Source organism: Micromonospora sp. LH3U1, from assembly GCF_028475105.1.
Taxonomy (GTDB): Bacteria; Actinomycetota; Actinomycetes; order Mycobacteriales; family Micromonosporaceae; genus Micromonospora.
Map to the genome: position 1 here is coordinate 4,276,863 of NZ_CP116936.1, position 15,770 is coordinate 4,292,632.

Sequence of the window (15,770 nt, forward strand, 5' to 3'; positions counted from 1 at the left end):
GGCGGCCGCCAGCGCCAGCCCTAGCCGACGCCATCAGACACGTCAAGGAGAACAGAATGCGCAAGACCACCACCCTTGCCCTGATCGCCACCGGCCTCGTCGCGTTGGGTTGCGGCTCTGGCACTACCGACAACGCCAGCAGCTCCGGCGGCGGTGAGGGCGCCAAGGGCGACGACAAGCCCGCCAAGACCGCGAAGGTCGGCCAGCCGGCCCGCGACGGCAAGTTCGAGTTCACGGTGAAGTCGTCCAAGTGCGGCGTCGCCAAGATCGGCAGCGAGCCGCTCGCCCAGAAGGCGCAGGGGCAGTTCTGCCTGGTCACGGTGAACGTGAAGAACATCGGTAAGGAAGCGCAGATGTTCGACGGCAGCAGCCAGAAGGCGTACGCGGCCGACGGCACCGAGTACTCCGCCGACTCCGGCGCGGCGATCTACGCGAACAAGAACGCCGAGACGTTCCTCAACGACATCAACCCCGGCAACCAGGTCAACGGCGTCGTGGTCTTCGACATCCCGAAGAACGTCAAGCTCACCAAGCTCGAGCTGCACGACTCGATGTTCTCCGGCGGCGTCACCGTCGCCCTGAGCTGACACCTCGCGCCGAGGGCGGGGCCCGCGAAGCCCGTCCTCGGCGTACCCCTCCCCCGCACCACCGCCACCCCGATTCTCAACGCGAGGAGATCGACGTGCGCCGTGCGAGCCAGCCGACCACGAGCAGGGCCACCACGACCAGACCGACCAACCGCCGTGTCGTCCGCAAGGACGTCACCCATCCGCCGTACGAAGCACCCACCCTCTTCGACCTCGACCTGCCCGAGCGGCCGGAGGGCACCTATCTGACGTCGGTCTACCAGCTCGAACGGGTGACGCCGACCATCGAGGGCCTGCATGACGCGGTGAACCACCGCTACGTGCGACAGCACGACTTCCTGGTCGAGGAGCGCTTGGTCGCCGGTGCGCCGGCGCTGCTGGTGCACGGGACGGTGCCGCGCGAGCGGGCCGACTGGTGCGATGTGCTCGCCTCGTTGACCGGGGAGACGATCGACCTGGGTTTCAGCAGTGGCGGTGCCGCGCTGCTCGTCGCGGTCGACGACCACGTCTACGCACTCGCCTATGGCACCGTCGGCCGCCACATGGTCGACCTGGACCTGGCCAACTCGGGCTTCGGGATCGGCTTCGCGGTGCGCTCGCTCGCCCCCGACGAGATCAAGCAGGTACGCCGGCGGGTGTTCGGCACCACCGGCCGCGTCGACCGCAACATGGTCCCGGGCGGTCAGCACATCCGGATGTACGGCATCGACAAGTGGGGCGAGATCGTCGGCCAGGTCTGCGGGCGGACCTTCAACCCGAACCTCACCATCTGCCGGTCCACCGGCAAGGCCACCCCGGTCGAGGGCAGCGACACCCTGCGCATCCACCTCGGTGTCGAGCCCGCGAGTCTGCTCGCCGACCTGCGGGAGATCGACCGGGTCTGCAAGCAGGAGGCACCCTTCGCTGACCTGGAGTTCATAACCCAGATCCGACCGGTGCCGGCCCGGGACCCTCGGCTGTCGACAGTGGAGGAGCAGCTGGACCGGCTACTCCGGTTGCCGGATCCGGCGGAGGTCGGGCTGGCCGTACCGGGCCGGGTCTTCAGCGAGATCGAGCGGGTCCGGTCGTACAAGCTTCGGGTGCCGAAGTCCGGCCTCCGCCCGGTGCACCTAACGGAGCTCACGCTGGCAGACGTCCTCGCGCAGACCGAGGGCGTCCCGGACGGCGAGCGGTGGGCGTCGCTCTGCAACGGACGCGTCACCCTCTACGCCGACGCGGCTGGCGACGAGGAGATCGGCTCGACGTCCGCGTCACGGTGGATCACTGCGCAGCTCGCCCACGGTGCGAGTCGGCTCCTGCTGCACGAGGGCGGCTGGTACGAGATCGGCGACCGGCACCGCGCGTTCCTCCGCGACGAGATCGAGCAGATCCTGGCCAGGCCGGCCAGCATCGCACTCCCGGCCTGGACCACCGACCTGGCGGACGAGGCGAAGTACAACGTCCACGCCGCCGAGGTCTGCGGTCTGACCCTGCTGGACCGGCAGCTGCTGCAGACAAACCAACACCCGCGCCGTATCGAGGCCTGTGACCTACTCGGACCCGACAACGAGCTGATTCATGTCAAGCGGGCCAAGGGCAGCGCGGCCTTGAGCCACCTCTTCGCGCAGGGCGCGGTGTCGGTTGACGCACTGCGGTACGAGGCTGACGCCCGCAACGCGCTCGTCGAGATGGTCGAGCGGCAGAGGTCGGGGCGGGTCGTCGACCTGAACTTCCAGCCCCGCAAGGTCATCTACGCGATCGCCCTCGGCTCCGGCAAGCCGCTCACCGTGGAGTCGCTCTTCACCTTCGCCCAGGTCGCGCTTTACCGGGCGATGAAGTCCCTGCGCAACGAGGGCGTCGAGGTCGAGGTCGTCGGCATCCCGTCCGCCTGATCCGTTCACGACATCAGCTCCACAGCATCCCGCTCAACAAAGGAGAGAACCATGACCGAGCCCCACCACCAGCCGGACCCGTCGGCCGAGCCCTCGGCTCAGCCCGAGACCGTGGGCGCAACGAGCCCGCAGCCCGTCATCCGCAAAAGGTCCCAGGTCCGGTGGGTCATCGCCGGTGCTGCCGTTCTGGTGCTGCTGCTCTGCTTCGGCGGCTGCGGCGTGCTGCTGGCGACGACGAACGGTGAGGAGTCGCCCGACCAGGGCAAGGCCGCCCCCACCGCCGCATCCCAGTCGCGCCCCAGCACGTCCGCCCCGACCAGTGCTGCGGCGCCGACCACCGCGCCCGCGACGACGCCGCCGCCCGCACCCGTCTACGACACCCCGACGAAGGGCGACTTCAAGCTCAAGGTCAAGACCTTGCGGAAGCAGTGCTTCGGCAGTGCCGGCTGCAACATCACCTACCGGATTGACGTCACCTACACCGGCGATGGCCTCGACCCGTCCAGCACCTACGAGGTGACGTACGAGGTCAAGGGCGCGGAGGACCCGGTCATCAACACCTTCGAGGTGACCGGCGACTCCGCCGCCGTTCAGCAGGAGGAGACGGCCAGCACGAAGCGCTCCGGCGACAAGCTGACCGCCGTCGTGACCGACGTGTCGGAGCTGTGAGAACTCAGTGAACCTGTCCCCATCACTAGACGTCAGGAGGCGTCGTGCGCCCCGATGAGTTCCTCCGCGCCCTGACCCTGCTTCCCCCGCCCCTGCGCGACCGCGTCCTCATCCTCCGTCCCTACACCCGCGCTACCCGTTGCGACGACTGCCAGGGCATCGGTGATGCGGTCCACCTCGCCCTCACCGCCGCCCACTACGACGAGCTGATCTCCGCCGGCGAGCTGCTCGACACCGCCGAGCGCCTCGCCGCCGCGCACACCGAACACTCTGGGCGCAAGGCGGACTGCCTGCCGCTTCCCGACCAGGACCGTGGGCGCGGCAGGGTGCTCCGCTGGGCGCAGGCACCGCTTCCGTTGGTGGCGGCGACCGATGCCAGCTGGAAGGGCCGCGCCGGTGGCATCGGGTACGTGGTCAGCGACGGTCACTACGGCCTGCTCGGGCGGGGCACCGGCCGGCTCGACCCGACCGGCAGGTCCCGAGTGCTCGTCGACGAACTCCGCGCCGTCGACTATCTCCTCGCCGGGTATGACGAGGTGCCAGCGGGCGTGACCGTGCTGCTGGACAGTCTGACGGCCGTGCGGTACCTGCACCGCTGGCAGGCCGGCGAGACCGACGCGATGCCCACCGGCTACAGCCTGCGGCAGCGCCGCTGGTCCAACAAACCGACCCTGGTCCGGCTCGCCGACCAGGTGGCCCACCGCCCCGACCTGACGTTCGCGCACGTCAAGGGGCACAGCGGTCACGCCCTCAACGAGGCCGCCGACGGCCTGTCGCACATGGCCCGCCGCCGGCGGGAGGAGTCCTTCGACCTGCGTCCTCGTGCGCACGCCCTGGTCGACGCGTTCCTGCGTGACTGGCACGCGAACGCCACGCTCTGAACCCTCCCGGGGCGCCCGGAGCGGCCGGCGCTGGACCACTGATTCGTATGCGACATCAGCTCTACAGCGTCCAACCACCATCACCGGCTCCCGACTCTGCTGCTCGCCCCAGCCGGGCCGACAGCAGCCTCCCCCACTTCCACCGCTCACCCCGGGCGGGCCGACGAGCCATCGGCCCGCGGACACCACACGCCTGGAGACGACCATGACGCAGCCCTCGCAGCCCACCGCGCCGCTGATCGAGCTGATCTTCGACCGGCTCGCCGACGCTGACGGCGTACCGGCCGAGACCGCCGAGCTTGTCCTCGCCGCGCTGAACAGCGAAGACGACCTGACCGCCGCCCTCGCTGGCACTCCCACCCGGCTCGACCCCCGTTCCCCGACCGGAGACAGTCCAGCGGAACAGATCTGGTTGAAGTCGGTGACCGTAGCCGGCTTCCGCGGCGTCGGCCCGGAACGGACCATCCAGATCGGCCCTGGACCCGGTTTCACACTGGTCGTCGGCCGCAACGGCTCCGGCAAGTCCAGCTTCGCCGAGGCGACCGAACTCGCCCTCACCGGTGACAGCGCCCGGTGGGCCGACAAGACCAGCGTCTGGCGGACCGGGTGGCGCAACCTACACAACCCGGACCCGTGCTGGGTTGGTGTGGAGCTGCGGGTCGACGGGGTGGTCACGCCGACCCGGGTGAACCGTGCCTGGCCGGTAGGGGCTGAGCTGGCCGACGCCGAGGTGACCGTCACTAGCGCGCAGGGCCGGCATACCGGCCTTTCCGAGCTGGGTCTGGCCCGTCCGCTGGAGCTGTACCGGCCATTCCTCACCGCCGCCGAACTGGGCAAGCTCGCCGCCGGCACGCAGAGTCAGCTCTTCGACGCGCTCTTCGCGATCCTCGGGCTGGACGCGCTCACCGACGCCGACCAGCGTCTGCTGCGCGCCGCCCGGCCGCACGACACCACCATCAAGGAGGTACGCGCACAGCGCACCGCCCTGGTCGGCGCACTCGAAGGGATCGCCGACGACCGTGCCCAGCGAACCGGCGCACTGCTGCGCGGCCGGGGCGCGGTCGACCTCGCCGCGGTGACGGTGATCCTCGACGAGCCGGACGAGGCGACCACCGACCAGGCGGTGCTGCACTGCCGGGAACTTGCCGCCCTCGCCCCGCCGCCGGTCGATGAGGTGACCCGGCTGGCCGGTCAGCTGCGGGACGCGGCGGTCGAGGCCCAGCGGTACGACGGCGGCCGGTCCCGGGCCGCGCTGCGCAGCGCCGAACTGCTCCGCCTCGCCCTCGAACACCACGACGATCAGGGCGACGGGTCGTGCCCGGTCTGCGCCACCGGCACCCTCGACGGTGGGTGGCGTGCTGCCGCCGCGCAGTCGCTCACCGACCTTCGGCAGCGCAGCGTCGCCGCCCAGACGGCGACGACCCGACTGACGGCCCTCTTGCGGCAGACGCACCACCTGATCGACGACCTCGTGGTGCCCGAGGGCCCCGGGTCGGAGCTGCCGGTCGGGGCACTGCGCGACGCCGTGACCGCGCTGCGGCGCGTACCCGGGAAGCCGGCCGAGCTGGCCGACCACCTGGCCGCGCTCTACCCGGCGGTGGTGGAGGCGACGGACGCGGCTCGCGCGTACGCCGAGGGTTTCTGCGGCAGCGCGACACCGGCTGGCGGGCGGCGGCGGCCGACGTGCGCGAGTGGGTGGCGGCTGCCGGCGGGTTGCCGGCGCGGGAGGCGGCCCTGACCCGGTTGAAGGCCGCGCGCGCGTGGCTGAAGGATGCCGGTACGGAGATTCGCAACGAGCGGATCGCGCCGTTCGCGGGTCACTCGCAGCGGATCTGGGCCCAGCTGCGGCAGGAGAGCAACGTCGAGCTGGGGGCGATGACGCTCGAAGGCGCGAACACCCGGCGGCGGGTGGTATTTCCGGTCAGCGTGGACGGCGCCGACAACGGCACCGCGCTGGGGGTGATGAGCCAGGGTGAGATGCAGGCGCTCGGGCTGGCCACCTTCCTGCCGCGCAGCTGCGCCCCGGAGAGCCCGTTCCGCTTCATCGTGGTCGACGATCCGGTGCAGAGCATGGATCCGTCGAAGGTGGATGGTCTCGCACGGGTGCTCGCCGAGCTGGCCGAACAGCGGCAGGTGGTGGTCTTCACACACGACACCCGGCTGCCCGACGCGGTCACCCGGCTCGGTCTCGGCGACGCCCGCATCATCGAGGTGACCCGCGCGGAGCGGTCGGTGGTGACGCTGCGGCCCGGCTCCGACCCGGTGACCCGCTACCTGGACGACGCGTCCGCGTTGTCGCGCAACGACGAGATCCCCGCCGAGGTACGCGGGCCGGTGGTCGCTGAGCTGTGCCGCGCGGCGGTCGAGGCGGCCTGCCACCGGGTGGTCTGGCGGGTGCGGGTCACTCGGGGCGTCCCGCACGACGACATCGAGGCGGTCATCGAGGCGGCGTCGCGACGGCTCACCACCATCGTCGCGTTGGCGCTGTTCGACGACGCCGATCGAGGTGGTGACGTGCGCAACGAGCTCCTCCGCCGGCACGGACGACGGGCGGTGAACGCGTACCAGGCGTGCAGGGAAGGTGTGCACGGCGCGTACCTGGTGGACCTGCCCGGCCTGGTCGCGGACGCCCGCCTCCTCGCGGGGGCGATGTCGTGACTGCGCCGACGCCACAGCGCTGCCTGGCGGCGGCCGATCAGCTGCTGCGCGGGTCCGGTCTGCTCGGTGCCACGGCGGTGACCGCGGGCTGGTGGCCGCGGGCCTGCGCCTGCCTGATCCGGCTCGCCCTCGAAGGCGCCATCGACGCCTACTGGCGGCGGGTGAAGCCGACCGTGGCGGCGTGCCGGCAGGGCCGCGCGAAGCAGTTGATGCTGCGTGGCCGGCTGGGCCCGGGCAGCGAAACCGCCCGTCGGGTGGCGTTCGCCTGGGCGACGCTCTCCGCCGCCACGCACCACCACTGCTATGAGCTGGCCCCGACGGCGGCGGAGCTGCGTCGCTTGCACACCGAGGTGAGCACCCTGCTCGCGCGACTCCAGCCCGCCGCCAGCACCACGAGCTGACCCCCGATAGATGACTCGACCAAGAGGGATACCGCCTTGTCCTACCAGCCTGGTTACGACCCGACCCGCCCGCAGCCACCGATCTCGGCCGTCCCGGCCGGTCCCTATCCGCCGGTCCACTATCAGCCGCTGCTGCCCCAGATGGTCGTACAGGCCGCGCCGTCGTCCGACCTCGCCACCGCGTCGATGGTCCTCGGCATACTCGGTTTCCTCGGCGGCTGGTGCCTGTTCGGACTGCCGTGCATCCTCGCGGTCATCCTCGGCCACATCGGCCTGCACGAGACTCGAGACGGCAGGAAGTCCGGGCGGGGCATGGCCGTGACGGGTCTGATCCTCGGGTACGTCTTCGTCTTTCCGATGATCGCGCTCACGATCCTGGTCTTCTTCGGCGGCGTTATCGGCGCCGCTACCCCGGCCCCGTGAGTACGGAAGCCGCCGCCGGCCCAGGCGACGTCCCCACCGGCGCGCGTGATCTGTTCAGTCACTTGCGTGTGGACACTACGCGCGATGAGGTGCCGCTCCGGATGAGCCGGGGTGACCACGTTGACACCTACTGTGATGCTCTCGTTGTCGATCATGAAGGATGTGGGATGGCGCCTGAAGCCGAGGGATCCGAGAACGAACTCTCCACACCCGTTGACAACGGCACCCTCGACGCCACTGTGCCCCCTGACGATGAGCCGACCGTCAGCCTGGTCGAGATCGAGCCGGGATTGGCCGTGCTCTTCGCGGACCAGCCGCCCGTCGGCCTCGACTTGATCCCTTTCGACGTGATGAGTGCTCAAGCAAACCAAGGCCTGACCGACAAGCTCGCGATGGCCTCGGGCATCGGCAATCTCGCGGCGCAGGGCGCACAGGGTGCGACCACCGTGCAGGGGCTGGTGCGTTTGGCGCCCGAGACGTTGCAGGCGCTCAAGACGGCGCAACCGATGACGTCGGGCGGCTGGAACCTGGGTGCGCTCGTCACGAGCAACGGGAAGATCGCCAACTTGGTGCGCTGGGCACCTGTGACAGGGGCGCAGACCGCATCCATACTCAGCGCTCTCGGACCGGCCGCCGCGCTCCTGGCGCTGCAGGTACAGCTGGCGTCGATCTCACGTCGTATAGACGAGAACGTCCAACTAACTCGTGACGTTCTTCGGGCCCTGCACGAGGATCAGTGGGCGACGCTCCTCGGCCTGCACGAGACGACGATACGTGCTGTGCGTGAGGCCCAGGCGGTCGGTAGCGTCAACGACCACGTCTTCGCCTCCATCACGACCAGGGATGCAGATCTACGCAAGCAACGGCTCCTCTTCACGTCGCTCGTCCGCAGGCACATCACGGCGCTCGATACCGACGGACAAAGCCGTCGCGCCTACATTCAGCAGAACGTCGACCAGATTCTCGCCGACGCTCACGGCATGCTCATGGCGGAGTGGTCCTGGTATCGCTATCAGGTGTTGCGCGCTGGTCACATCAGCCGCGACGAGGCGAATGCTGTCGAAAATGAGCGACTTCTGGCCGAGCTGGTCGCCGAGACTCAGCGCGAACACACTCAAGCCATGGACGACGTGGCGAGTCTGCTCACCGGCCTTGAACGTCAGTGCCGTTTGATGGCCGAACTCCCGGCCGAACGCAGTCTGCCGTTCACCACCAAGCGTCAAAATATCCGAGACGCCGTTGGCATGGCCGAGGCGTTGGCCGAGCGGGTGGCGGCCCTCCGCAACCGTGTTCGCACGCAACCCGCTCCGCTGGATCCGCCTGTCACAGTGTTCGCCGAGGCTGTACCAGATGAGGTGCTGCGAATCCTCCGGTGGGTCGTGCCTGGCGAGGAACCGTTGCTGGCCATCGCCGATGTCAATCTCGACCGTCTCGTCGGCGAGGACGCCTACCTCGGAGTGACACCCGCACGTCTCTTCATCTCGGCACAGAGCTCAGTTCGCAAACAAGGCACGATCGAGCGCGAGTTCCCTCTCACGGACGTTCGCTACGTGCGGTTCCGCGAGCGCGACAAGCGAGGCCCCGTTCTGGACATCATCACCACGGACGAGAACATCAGGCTCACCTTCGACGACTGGGCTGGCAAGGGGCAAGGGTTGGATGACACCCGCCGGCTCGCCAACCTCCTGGCCGCAGCGATGGATCTACCCGAGACCGAGCGGCGTACCGACCCGCTGCTGAGCGGCGGGTCCTCGACCGAACGGGCGATCACCCGGTAACCGCAGGGCGCTCAGCATCGAGCCTCCGTCGGCGCGCAGCTCGTACGGGTAGGGTCCCAATCATGACAATTCCCCACCTGACGGCCGCCGACGGCACCACCCTGCCGGCGATCGGGCTCGGCACGTACCGCCTGAACGGCTCGGCGGGTGTCAAGGCGATCGGGCAGGCGATCCGGGCGGGCTACCGGTTGATCGACTCGGCCGTGAACTACGAGAACGAGGGCGCCGTTGGCCGTGCCGCCCGTGCGGCGGGTGACGTGCGGGACGAGCTGGTTGTCACCTCGAAGCTGCCGGGGCGACACCACCGCTACGACGAGGCGCTGACCACCATCGAGGAGAGTGTGTTCCGCACGGGCCTCGACCGGGTCGACCTGTACCTGATCCACTGGCCGAACCCGAAGGTCGACCTGTACGTGCAGGCGTGGCGGGCGCTGATCGAGGCTCGCGAGCGTGGTCTGGTCACGCACATCGGCCTCTCCAACTTCCTGCCGGAGCACATCGACCGGCTGGTGGCCGAGACCGAGGTCGTCCCGGTGGTCAATCAGATCGAGGTGCATCCGTACTTCCCACAGCAGGAGGCGATCGACTACCACCGGGAGCACGGGATCCTCGTGCAGGGCTGGAGCCCGCTCGGTCGTGGCAACGACCTGCAGGAGCACCCCGTCGTGGTGGAGATCGCGACCGCCCACGGCGTCAGCCCGGCGCAGACCATCCTCGCCTGGCATGTGGCCCGCCAGGTGATTCCGCTGCCCAAGGCGGCGTCCCCGCAGCGGCAGGTCGAGAACCTGGATGCCTTCGGCATCAAGCTCACCGACGCGGAGGTTGAGGCCATCACGGCGTCGGGCCGCCCGGACGGGCGCCTCGCGGACCAGGACCCGGCGGTGTACGAGGAGTTCTGACGACGATGTCGTGTCACCCGGGCCAGCGGCGGCCCGGGTGACACGGCGTCGCTTAGACGAGCCCGCCGAGGGACGGGTCGCTGATGCTGTCCTTGCCGTTCTCGACGTGGCCCGCGTAGCGGTACGCGAAGTCGGCGTCACCCGCGACGCTGAGGGTCAGGTCGTACCAGCCGTGGGTGCGGGTGAGCGCCCACGTCGCGCGCTCGGCCTGGCCGGGCCGCAGCGACAGCTTCACCGGGCGGGAGTTGTACCGGTCCCGGACGGTCACCTCGATCCGCTTCGACCCGCGATTCTTGAGCGTGAGGGCGACCTGATAGTCGCGCTCGTCGTACGAGGGTGTGACGTCGAGGTGTGACCGGCCGCCCGTGAACCGGCGGAAGAACCCGTTCGGTCCATGCACCGACAGGTCGTACCCGGACTCGATCGTCCAGGTGTCCGTCAGGTGCTTGCCCGGCTCGACGGTATAGCTGCGCGGGGCGTCCGCGCTGCCGGCCTGGCGGACCTGGAAGACCGCGGCGACCCCGCCGGAGTTGCGGAGGTCGATGCGGAACGAGCCGTGGCTGAGGTTCCCGTCGGCGTGCAGGGTGTACGGGATAGCCCGCGCCGGGCGTACCCCACGCTCCTGCTTCGGCAGCCGCTGGTCCACCGGCGGGACCGGCACCTCGTCGGGGTGCCGGACCAGTTCCTCGGGCTTGAAGTCGTCGGTGTCGGGCAACCTGACCTCGCGCGAGCGGTTCGGGTGCCGGAAGTCGAACGCCGTGGTCAGGTCGCCCACGACGGCGCGCCGCCACGGGGTGATGTTCTTTTCGATCAGGTCCGGCCGGCCGTGCCCGAACCGCGCCTCGAGGAACTTGATCAGCGAGGTGTGGTCGAAGACCTGCGAGTTCACGTAGCCGCCGCGCGTCCACGGCGAAACGATGACCATCGGTACCCGCAGGCCGAGGCCGTACGGCCCCGCCGGGTGGTCGGCGTCGCCGGGGAAGATCTCGTTGGTGGTCGGCACGGTCGACTGCCCGTGCTCGCGCGTCTGCGGGGGCGTCGGCGGCACCACGTGGTCGAAGAAGCCGCCCTCCTCGTCGTACGTGATGAAGAGCGCCATCTTGCTCCACACCTCGGGGTTCGACGCCAGGATGTCGATGACCTGGGAGATGTACCAGGAGCCGTACGCCGGCTCCCAGTTCGGGTGCTCGGTGTACGCCTCGGGCGCGGTGATCCAGGAGACCTCCGGCAGGCGTCCCGCCTCGACGTCGGCGCGGAAGTCGGCCAGCAGCGCCTCGGGGTCGCGGCCCTGGGTCCTGACCTCGGTGCCGGTCTTGGCCTTGTCGGCCAGCGGTGTTCCCGGCTGCGCGTTCTGGTACTGGTGGAAGTAGAGCAGCGAGTTGTCGCCGTAGTTGCCGATGTACGGGTCGTTCGTCCAACCCCAGGAGCCGGCGGCGTTGAGGCCGGTGCCGACGTCCTGGTAGATCTTCCAGGAGATCCCGTTGCGCTCCAGCCGCTCCGGGTACGTCGACCAGTCGTAGCCGGCCTCCGCGTTGGTGATGACCGGGCCGCCGCCCTTGCCGTCGTTGCCGACCCAGCCGCTCCACATGTGGTAGCGGTTCGGGTCGGTCGGGCCCATCAGCGAGCAGTGGTAGCTGTCGCAGACGGTGAAGGCGTCGGCGAGCGCGTAGTGGTACGGCAGGTCCTGTCGGGTGTGGTAGGTCATCGCCGTGACGCCCTTGTTCGGCACCCACTGGTCGAACCGGCCGTCGTTCCAGGCAGCGTGCCCGTCGTTCCAGCCGTGCGGCGGGTCCGGCAGGAAGGTCTGGCCGAGATCCTTCACCTCGGGGCGGAAGGGCAGCAGCTCGTCGGCGCCGTTGGGCTGGTGCCACACGTCCTTGCCGGACGGCAGTGTCGCCGGATGCGGGTCACCGAAACCGCGTACGCCCCGCATGGTGCCGAAGTAGTGGTCGAAGGAGCGGTTCTCCTGCATCAGGATGATGACGTGTTCGACGTCCTTGATCGAGCCCGTCCGGTTGTTCGCCGGGATGGCGAGCGCTTTGCTGAGGTCCAACGGAAGCGCCGCGCCGATCGCGGGAACTCCCATCGCCTTGAGGAATGTGCGCCGATCCACCGTGCCCATAACTCCCCCATCGCGTGCTGTGTTCGGGAAACTGGCGACCGGACGCTACCGACGGTGGGTTGACACCAGATGGCCACAGTTGGATGGTTTTGCAACCTCTCGACGACCCGCCGGCGAGCCCGCGAGACGCGCGGGGCCGGCGCAAGAGGGTGATCTGCCCGCACACCGGGAGCACCCCGACGTACCGTGAGATCGTGCCGACGAGAGACGTACTGACCAAGGCTGACCTCGCCGAACTTCGCCGCTCGGCGCTCGGGACGGCCAACCCGTTGGGCGTGGCCGCCGATCTCGCCGAGGCGGCGGAGCAGGGTCGGCTGGAAGATCCGGACGACGCCGGGGACGCTCTGAGCCTGGCCGCCGAGATCGCCGAGATCCGGGCGAGACCCGATGCCGCCCTGCGGTACGCGGAGCAGGCTCTGGCGGCGTACCCGTCCGGCGATGACCCTCGGGCCGGGTTCGCCCGGGCGCTGCGGGCCCGGGCCCTGTTCCGGGCCGGCGGTCGGGACGACGAGGCGATGGCGGAGCTGACCGCGCTGCGTCCGTTCCTGCTCGTGCAGCCCGACGCCCCCGCCTACGTGAGCGCGGCGCTGGACGCCGGTGGTCGTTCGGCGACCGCCGAGACGTGGCTGAGCGAGGCGGTCGACAGCCTGCTCGGCGAGCGCGCGAGCGCGGCCGGGAAGCCCGCGCAGGCGATCACCGCGATCGACCCGGTGGTGGATCTCGGCCCGCCGGAGGCACCCGGTGTCCTCTTCTTCCTGCTGCAACAGCGGCATCGGGTACGCCGGGATCTGAACCTGCCGCACGACCGGCAGGACGATCTGGCGGACCGGCTGGAGACCCAGCTCGTCCGCCGGGCCGGGGAGCGCAGGGGCGCCGGGTCCGATCTGCTCTTCTGGCCTCGGGCCGAATTCGATCGTCTGCTGTCCGAGCATGCCGGGCTCGCCGAGGTGTACGGGTCGGACTGGGACGCGCACCGGGCTCTGCTGGAGAAGGAGCTGGTGCGGCTGACGGGTGCCGGTCAGGCCGGGTTGGCGGTGTTCAGCGCGACCGTGGACGGGCTGAACGCCTTCGCCGGTCGACGTGACGGCGACCCGACCGATGCGGCGGTCCGGGCGGGCTACGCGGCCGAGGTGTCGGCTCGACCCAGCGCGCGGATCTCCTGGCCACCGGAGCGCAACGACGCCTGCTGGTGCGGATCGGGCCTCAAGTACAAGAAGGACTGCCTGCCGCGCTCCCGTAGCTGAAGGCCCGGAGTAGCTTCCCTAACGGCTTTGACAGAAATAGCCATTAGGAGGCCCTCGTGCTGGTCATCGCGCATCTCAGTGACACCCACCTCGACAGCCATCCTCGATCGGCCGAACGGACCGCCCGGGTCATGGACCACCTGCACGCCCTGCCGCGACCGGTCGACGCGATCCTGATCACCGGGGACGTCGCCGACCACGGCGAGGTGGCCGAATACGAGACCGCCGCGAAGCTCTTCGAATCACCGCTGCCGGTCATGATCTGTCCCGGCAACCACGATGTGCGCGACGCGTACCGCAAGGGTCTGCTCGGTGACGACCGCGGCGGCGCCGGCCCGATCAACACCCGTCACGACGTGGCCGGAGCGGTTTTCCTCCTCGCCGACTCCTCCGTGCCGGGCGCGGACGACGGTCACCTGGACGAGGAAACCATGGCGTGGCTCGCCGACGAACTGCGCTCGGTGCCGGCCGAGACGCCGACGTTCGTCGCCTTCCATCACCCGCCGGTGGTGCTGCACCACCCGGTCATCGACCCGATGCGGCTGCTGCCCGCCGATCCCCTGGCCGAGCTGGTCGCCGCCCATCCGCAGGTGGTCGCCGTGCTGACCGGGCATTTCCACACCGCCGCCGCGAGCACCTTCGCCGGCCGCCCGCTGCTGATCGCACCGGGTGTGGTCTCCACCCTCCGGATGCCCTGGGAGGGCGACGGGCCGCTGACCACGCAGGCCCAGCCGCCCGGCGTCGCATTCCACGTGTACGACGACACCGGTCTGCTCACCACCCACTACCGGGTGGTGGTCTGAGAATGCGGGGAGTCGCGGCGGTGACCTGAGCCGGAGGTGCGCCGCTGGCAATCTTGGGGGCTGACACGCCCCGGCGGTACCGATAACGTCCATTCCTGGACGATCGACGTCCACCCGATGTCACCGGAGGAGACGCCGATGTTCGAGGAGTTCATGGGCATTCCCGCCCACCCTCTGGTGCTACACGCCGCGGTCGTGTTCGTGCCGCTGCTGGCCCTCCTGGCGGTCGGCTACGCGCTCGTCGCGCCGATCCGGCCGCACACTCGGTGGGTGCTGGGGCTGCTCGCCCTGGGCGCGCCGGTCGCCGCCCTGCTGGCGAAGCTCTCCGGCGATGCCTTCTTCGAGCGCATGCGCGCCGCCAACCGGGTCACCCCCGAATTCGTGCCGACGATTGAGGCGCACCAGGAGTTCGGCGACCTCACGCTCTACGCCACCATCGGGCTGGCGATCGTGGCGCTGGCACTGGTCTGGTTCGTCCCGCCGAGAGCCGCCGCGCCGAGCGCCGCCGCGCCGGGAGCCACGGACGAGAGGCGGCCCGGTCGGGCGCTGACCCTGGCGTTGCAGGTCTTGTCGTTGGTGGCCGCCGGCATCGCCGTGTATTACGTGATCCGCACCGGCGACTCCGGGGCGAAGGCGGTCTGGACGGGGCAGTGACGGTCAGGCCACCTCGTCGCGTGCTCGCCAGGAGAGGGCCACGAGCCAACCCGAGATGAGCACCGCTCCGACAGCGAAGCGGATGCTCGCACTCTCCTCGCTCCACGGCAGGGCGGTGAGCACGAACGCGACGGCACCGCTCGCAGCGCTGTAGAGCGCCCAGCCCCGGCGGCCCTGGCCGGCGAAGCGCCGAGCGAGCAGCAGGCCGGCCGCGATGAGCGACAGGAACGCCGCCGCGCCGCAGACCGTGTGCAGAATGCTGCCCGTGCTGGCCTGCTCGGGCAGTCCGGTCGGGGCACCGGGTGGCCAGCCGAGCGCGGGATCGGGGACGAAGATCCCGCCGCCGACCATCGCCACCCCGTAGACGCCGACCAGTAGCGGCCCCACCGTGCCGGCCCGGCCCGGACGCAGCGCCCGCCACAGGCCCGCCGCGAAGGCGATGGCCAGCAGGCCGGTGCCCACGAACGCGATGAACTGCAGCCAGCCGAGGTCCCCGAGGGTGAGTGCGCTCAACGCGTGTCGGCGCAGGTCGAACCCGGATCGGGTGAACGCCTGCCCGAACGACAGGGCAGGGAAGAGAAGGCCGGCGACCGTGCCGCAGCCCAGCAGGAACCGGGTTCGGCGGAGCCGGGTCTCGGGGACAGTCGTCAGGGACGTCATGGGGGCACCTCTCGTGTCGGCGTCACGTTCTATCGTCACGACGAACGAGGCAGGGCCGGATCGACACCACCGGTGGACGAAAGTGGGGGTGCTGGTGCGGCCCGGTTAGGGGGCCGGGCC

The 15,770-nt window shown here is 70.0% G+C and carries 15 protein-coding genes; 13 read left to right on the forward strand and 2 right to left on the reverse strand.

Annotated elements, in window-relative coordinates:
• Positions 1-56 precede the first annotated feature (56 nt).
• From PCA76_RS19610 to PCA76_RS19655, 10 genes are all read left to right on the forward strand, one after another.
• Positions 57-587 carry a DUF4352 domain-containing protein gene (locus PCA76_RS19610; RefSeq protein WP_272611903.1) on the forward strand — a complete coding sequence of 177 codons (531 nt, stop codon included), beginning with the start codon at positions 57-59 and terminating at the stop codon, positions 585-587.
• 95 nt (positions 588-682) lie between these two features.
• On the forward strand, positions 683-2,458 hold the full coding sequence (locus PCA76_RS19615) for a DUF6119 family protein (RefSeq protein ID WP_272611904.1): 1,776 nt from the start codon (positions 683-685) through the stop codon (positions 2,456-2,458).
• Between the two features lie 51 nt (positions 2,459-2,509).
• Positions 2,510-3,127 (forward strand): hypothetical protein, encoded by a 618-nt coding sequence (locus PCA76_RS19620; RefSeq protein ID WP_272611905.1) that lies wholly within the window; start codon positions 2,510-2,512, stop codon positions 3,125-3,127.
• A gap of 44 nt (positions 3,128-3,171) precedes the next feature.
• Positions 3,172-4,008 (forward strand): ribonuclease HI, encoded by an 837-nt coding sequence (locus PCA76_RS19625; protein ID WP_272611906.1) that lies wholly within the window; start codon positions 3,172-3,174, stop codon positions 4,006-4,008.
• A 205-nt stretch (positions 4,009-4,213) separates the two neighbouring features.
• A complete protein-coding gene (locus tag PCA76_RS19630; RefSeq protein WP_272611907.1) occupies positions 4,214-5,746 on the forward strand; it encodes an ATP-binding protein in 1,533 nt (510 codons plus the stop codon).
• Complete coding sequence (locus PCA76_RS19635; protein ID WP_272611908.1) at positions 5,692-6,666, forward strand: AAA family ATPase; 975 nt, start codon at positions 5,692-5,694, stop codon at positions 6,664-6,666. The genes PCA76_RS19630 and PCA76_RS19635 overlap by 55 nt, the downstream gene beginning before the upstream one ends.
• Positions 6,663-7,067, forward strand: a complete 405-nt coding sequence (locus PCA76_RS19640; RefSeq protein ID WP_272611909.1) for a hypothetical protein — start codon at positions 6,663-6,665, stop codon at positions 7,065-7,067. Before PCA76_RS19635 ends, PCA76_RS19640 begins: the two co-directional genes overlap by 4 nt.
• A gap of 36 nt (positions 7,068-7,103) precedes the next feature.
• Entirely contained in the window at positions 7,104-7,490 is a 387-nt protein-coding gene (locus PCA76_RS19645) for a DUF4190 domain-containing protein (RefSeq protein WP_272611910.1), read from the forward strand.
• Between the two features lie 167 nt (positions 7,491-7,657).
• Positions 7,658-9,268, forward strand: a complete 1,611-nt coding sequence (locus tag PCA76_RS19650) for a hypothetical protein (RefSeq protein WP_272611911.1) — start codon at positions 7,658-7,660, stop codon at positions 9,266-9,268.
• A 62-nt stretch (positions 9,269-9,330) separates the two neighbouring features.
• Positions 9,331-10,167: an aldo/keto reductase gene (locus PCA76_RS19655; protein WP_272611912.1), complete on the forward strand. Its 837-nt coding sequence runs from the start codon at positions 9,331-9,333 to the stop codon at positions 10,165-10,167.
• A gap of 52 nt (positions 10,168-10,219) precedes the next feature.
• Here the strand turns inward: PCA76_RS19655 and PCA76_RS19660 are convergent, their stop codons facing one another.
• A complete protein-coding gene (locus PCA76_RS19660; RefSeq protein WP_272611913.1) occupies positions 10,220-12,289 on the reverse strand; it encodes a phosphocholine-specific phospholipase C in 2,070 nt (689 codons plus the stop codon).
• 194 nt (positions 12,290-12,483) lie between these two features.
• On the opposite strand from PCA76_RS19660, the gene PCA76_RS19665 reads away from it, so the two are divergent.
• The 3 genes from PCA76_RS19665 (at position 12,484) to PCA76_RS19675 (ending at position 14,990) form a co-directional block, all read left to right on the forward strand.
• On the forward strand, positions 12,484-13,533 hold the full coding sequence (locus PCA76_RS19665; RefSeq protein WP_272611914.1) for an SEC-C domain-containing protein: 1,050 nt from the start codon (positions 12,484-12,486) through the stop codon (positions 13,531-13,533).
• A 56-nt stretch (positions 13,534-13,589) separates the two neighbouring features.
• On the forward strand, positions 13,590-14,336 hold the full coding sequence (locus PCA76_RS19670; protein ID WP_272611915.1) for a metallophosphoesterase: 747 nt from the start codon (positions 13,590-13,592) through the stop codon (positions 14,334-14,336).
• A gap of 138 nt (positions 14,337-14,474) precedes the next feature.
• Positions 14,475-14,990: a DUF2231 domain-containing protein gene (locus tag PCA76_RS19675; protein WP_272611916.1), complete on the forward strand. Its 516-nt coding sequence runs from the start codon at positions 14,475-14,477 to the stop codon at positions 14,988-14,990.
• A gap of 3 nt (positions 14,991-14,993) precedes the next feature.
• Here the strand turns inward: PCA76_RS19675 and PCA76_RS19680 are convergent, their stop codons facing one another.
• The gene (locus PCA76_RS19680) at positions 14,994-15,650 is read right to left on the reverse strand and encodes a DUF998 domain-containing protein (protein ID WP_272611917.1); all 657 of its coding nucleotides are present in this window, start codon (positions 15,648-15,650) and stop codon (positions 14,994-14,996) included.
• Between the last annotated feature and the right edge of the window lie 120 nt (positions 15,651-15,770).

Coding starts and splice junctions, on each gene's coding strand:
- PCA76_RS19610 (WP_272611903.1), top strand. CDS start 57: ATGCGCAAGACCACCACCCTTGCCCTGATCGCCACCGGCCTCGTCGCG.
- PCA76_RS19620 (WP_272611905.1), top strand. CDS start 2,510: ATGACCGAGCCCCACCACCAGCCGGACCCGTCGGCCGAGCCCTCGGCT.
- PCA76_RS19630 (WP_272611907.1), top strand. CDS start 4,214: ATGACGCAGCCCTCGCAGCCCACCGCGCCGCTGATCGAGCTGATCTTC.
- PCA76_RS19650 (WP_272611911.1), top strand. CDS start 7,658: ATGGCGCCTGAAGCCGAGGGATCCGAGAACGAACTCTCCACACCCGTT.
- PCA76_RS19655 (WP_272611912.1), top strand. CDS start 9,331: ATGACAATTCCCCACCTGACGGCCGCCGACGGCACCACCCTGCCGGCG.
- PCA76_RS19660 (WP_272611913.1), bottom strand. CDS start 12,289: ATGGGCACGGTGGATCGGCGCACATTCCTCAAGGCGATGGGAGTTCCC.
- PCA76_RS19675 (WP_272611916.1), top strand. CDS start 14,475: ATGTTCGAGGAGTTCATGGGCATTCCCGCCCACCCTCTGGTGCTACAC.
- PCA76_RS19680 (WP_272611917.1), bottom strand. CDS start 15,650: ATGACGTCCCTGACGACTGTCCCCGAGACCCGGCTCCGCCGAACCCGG.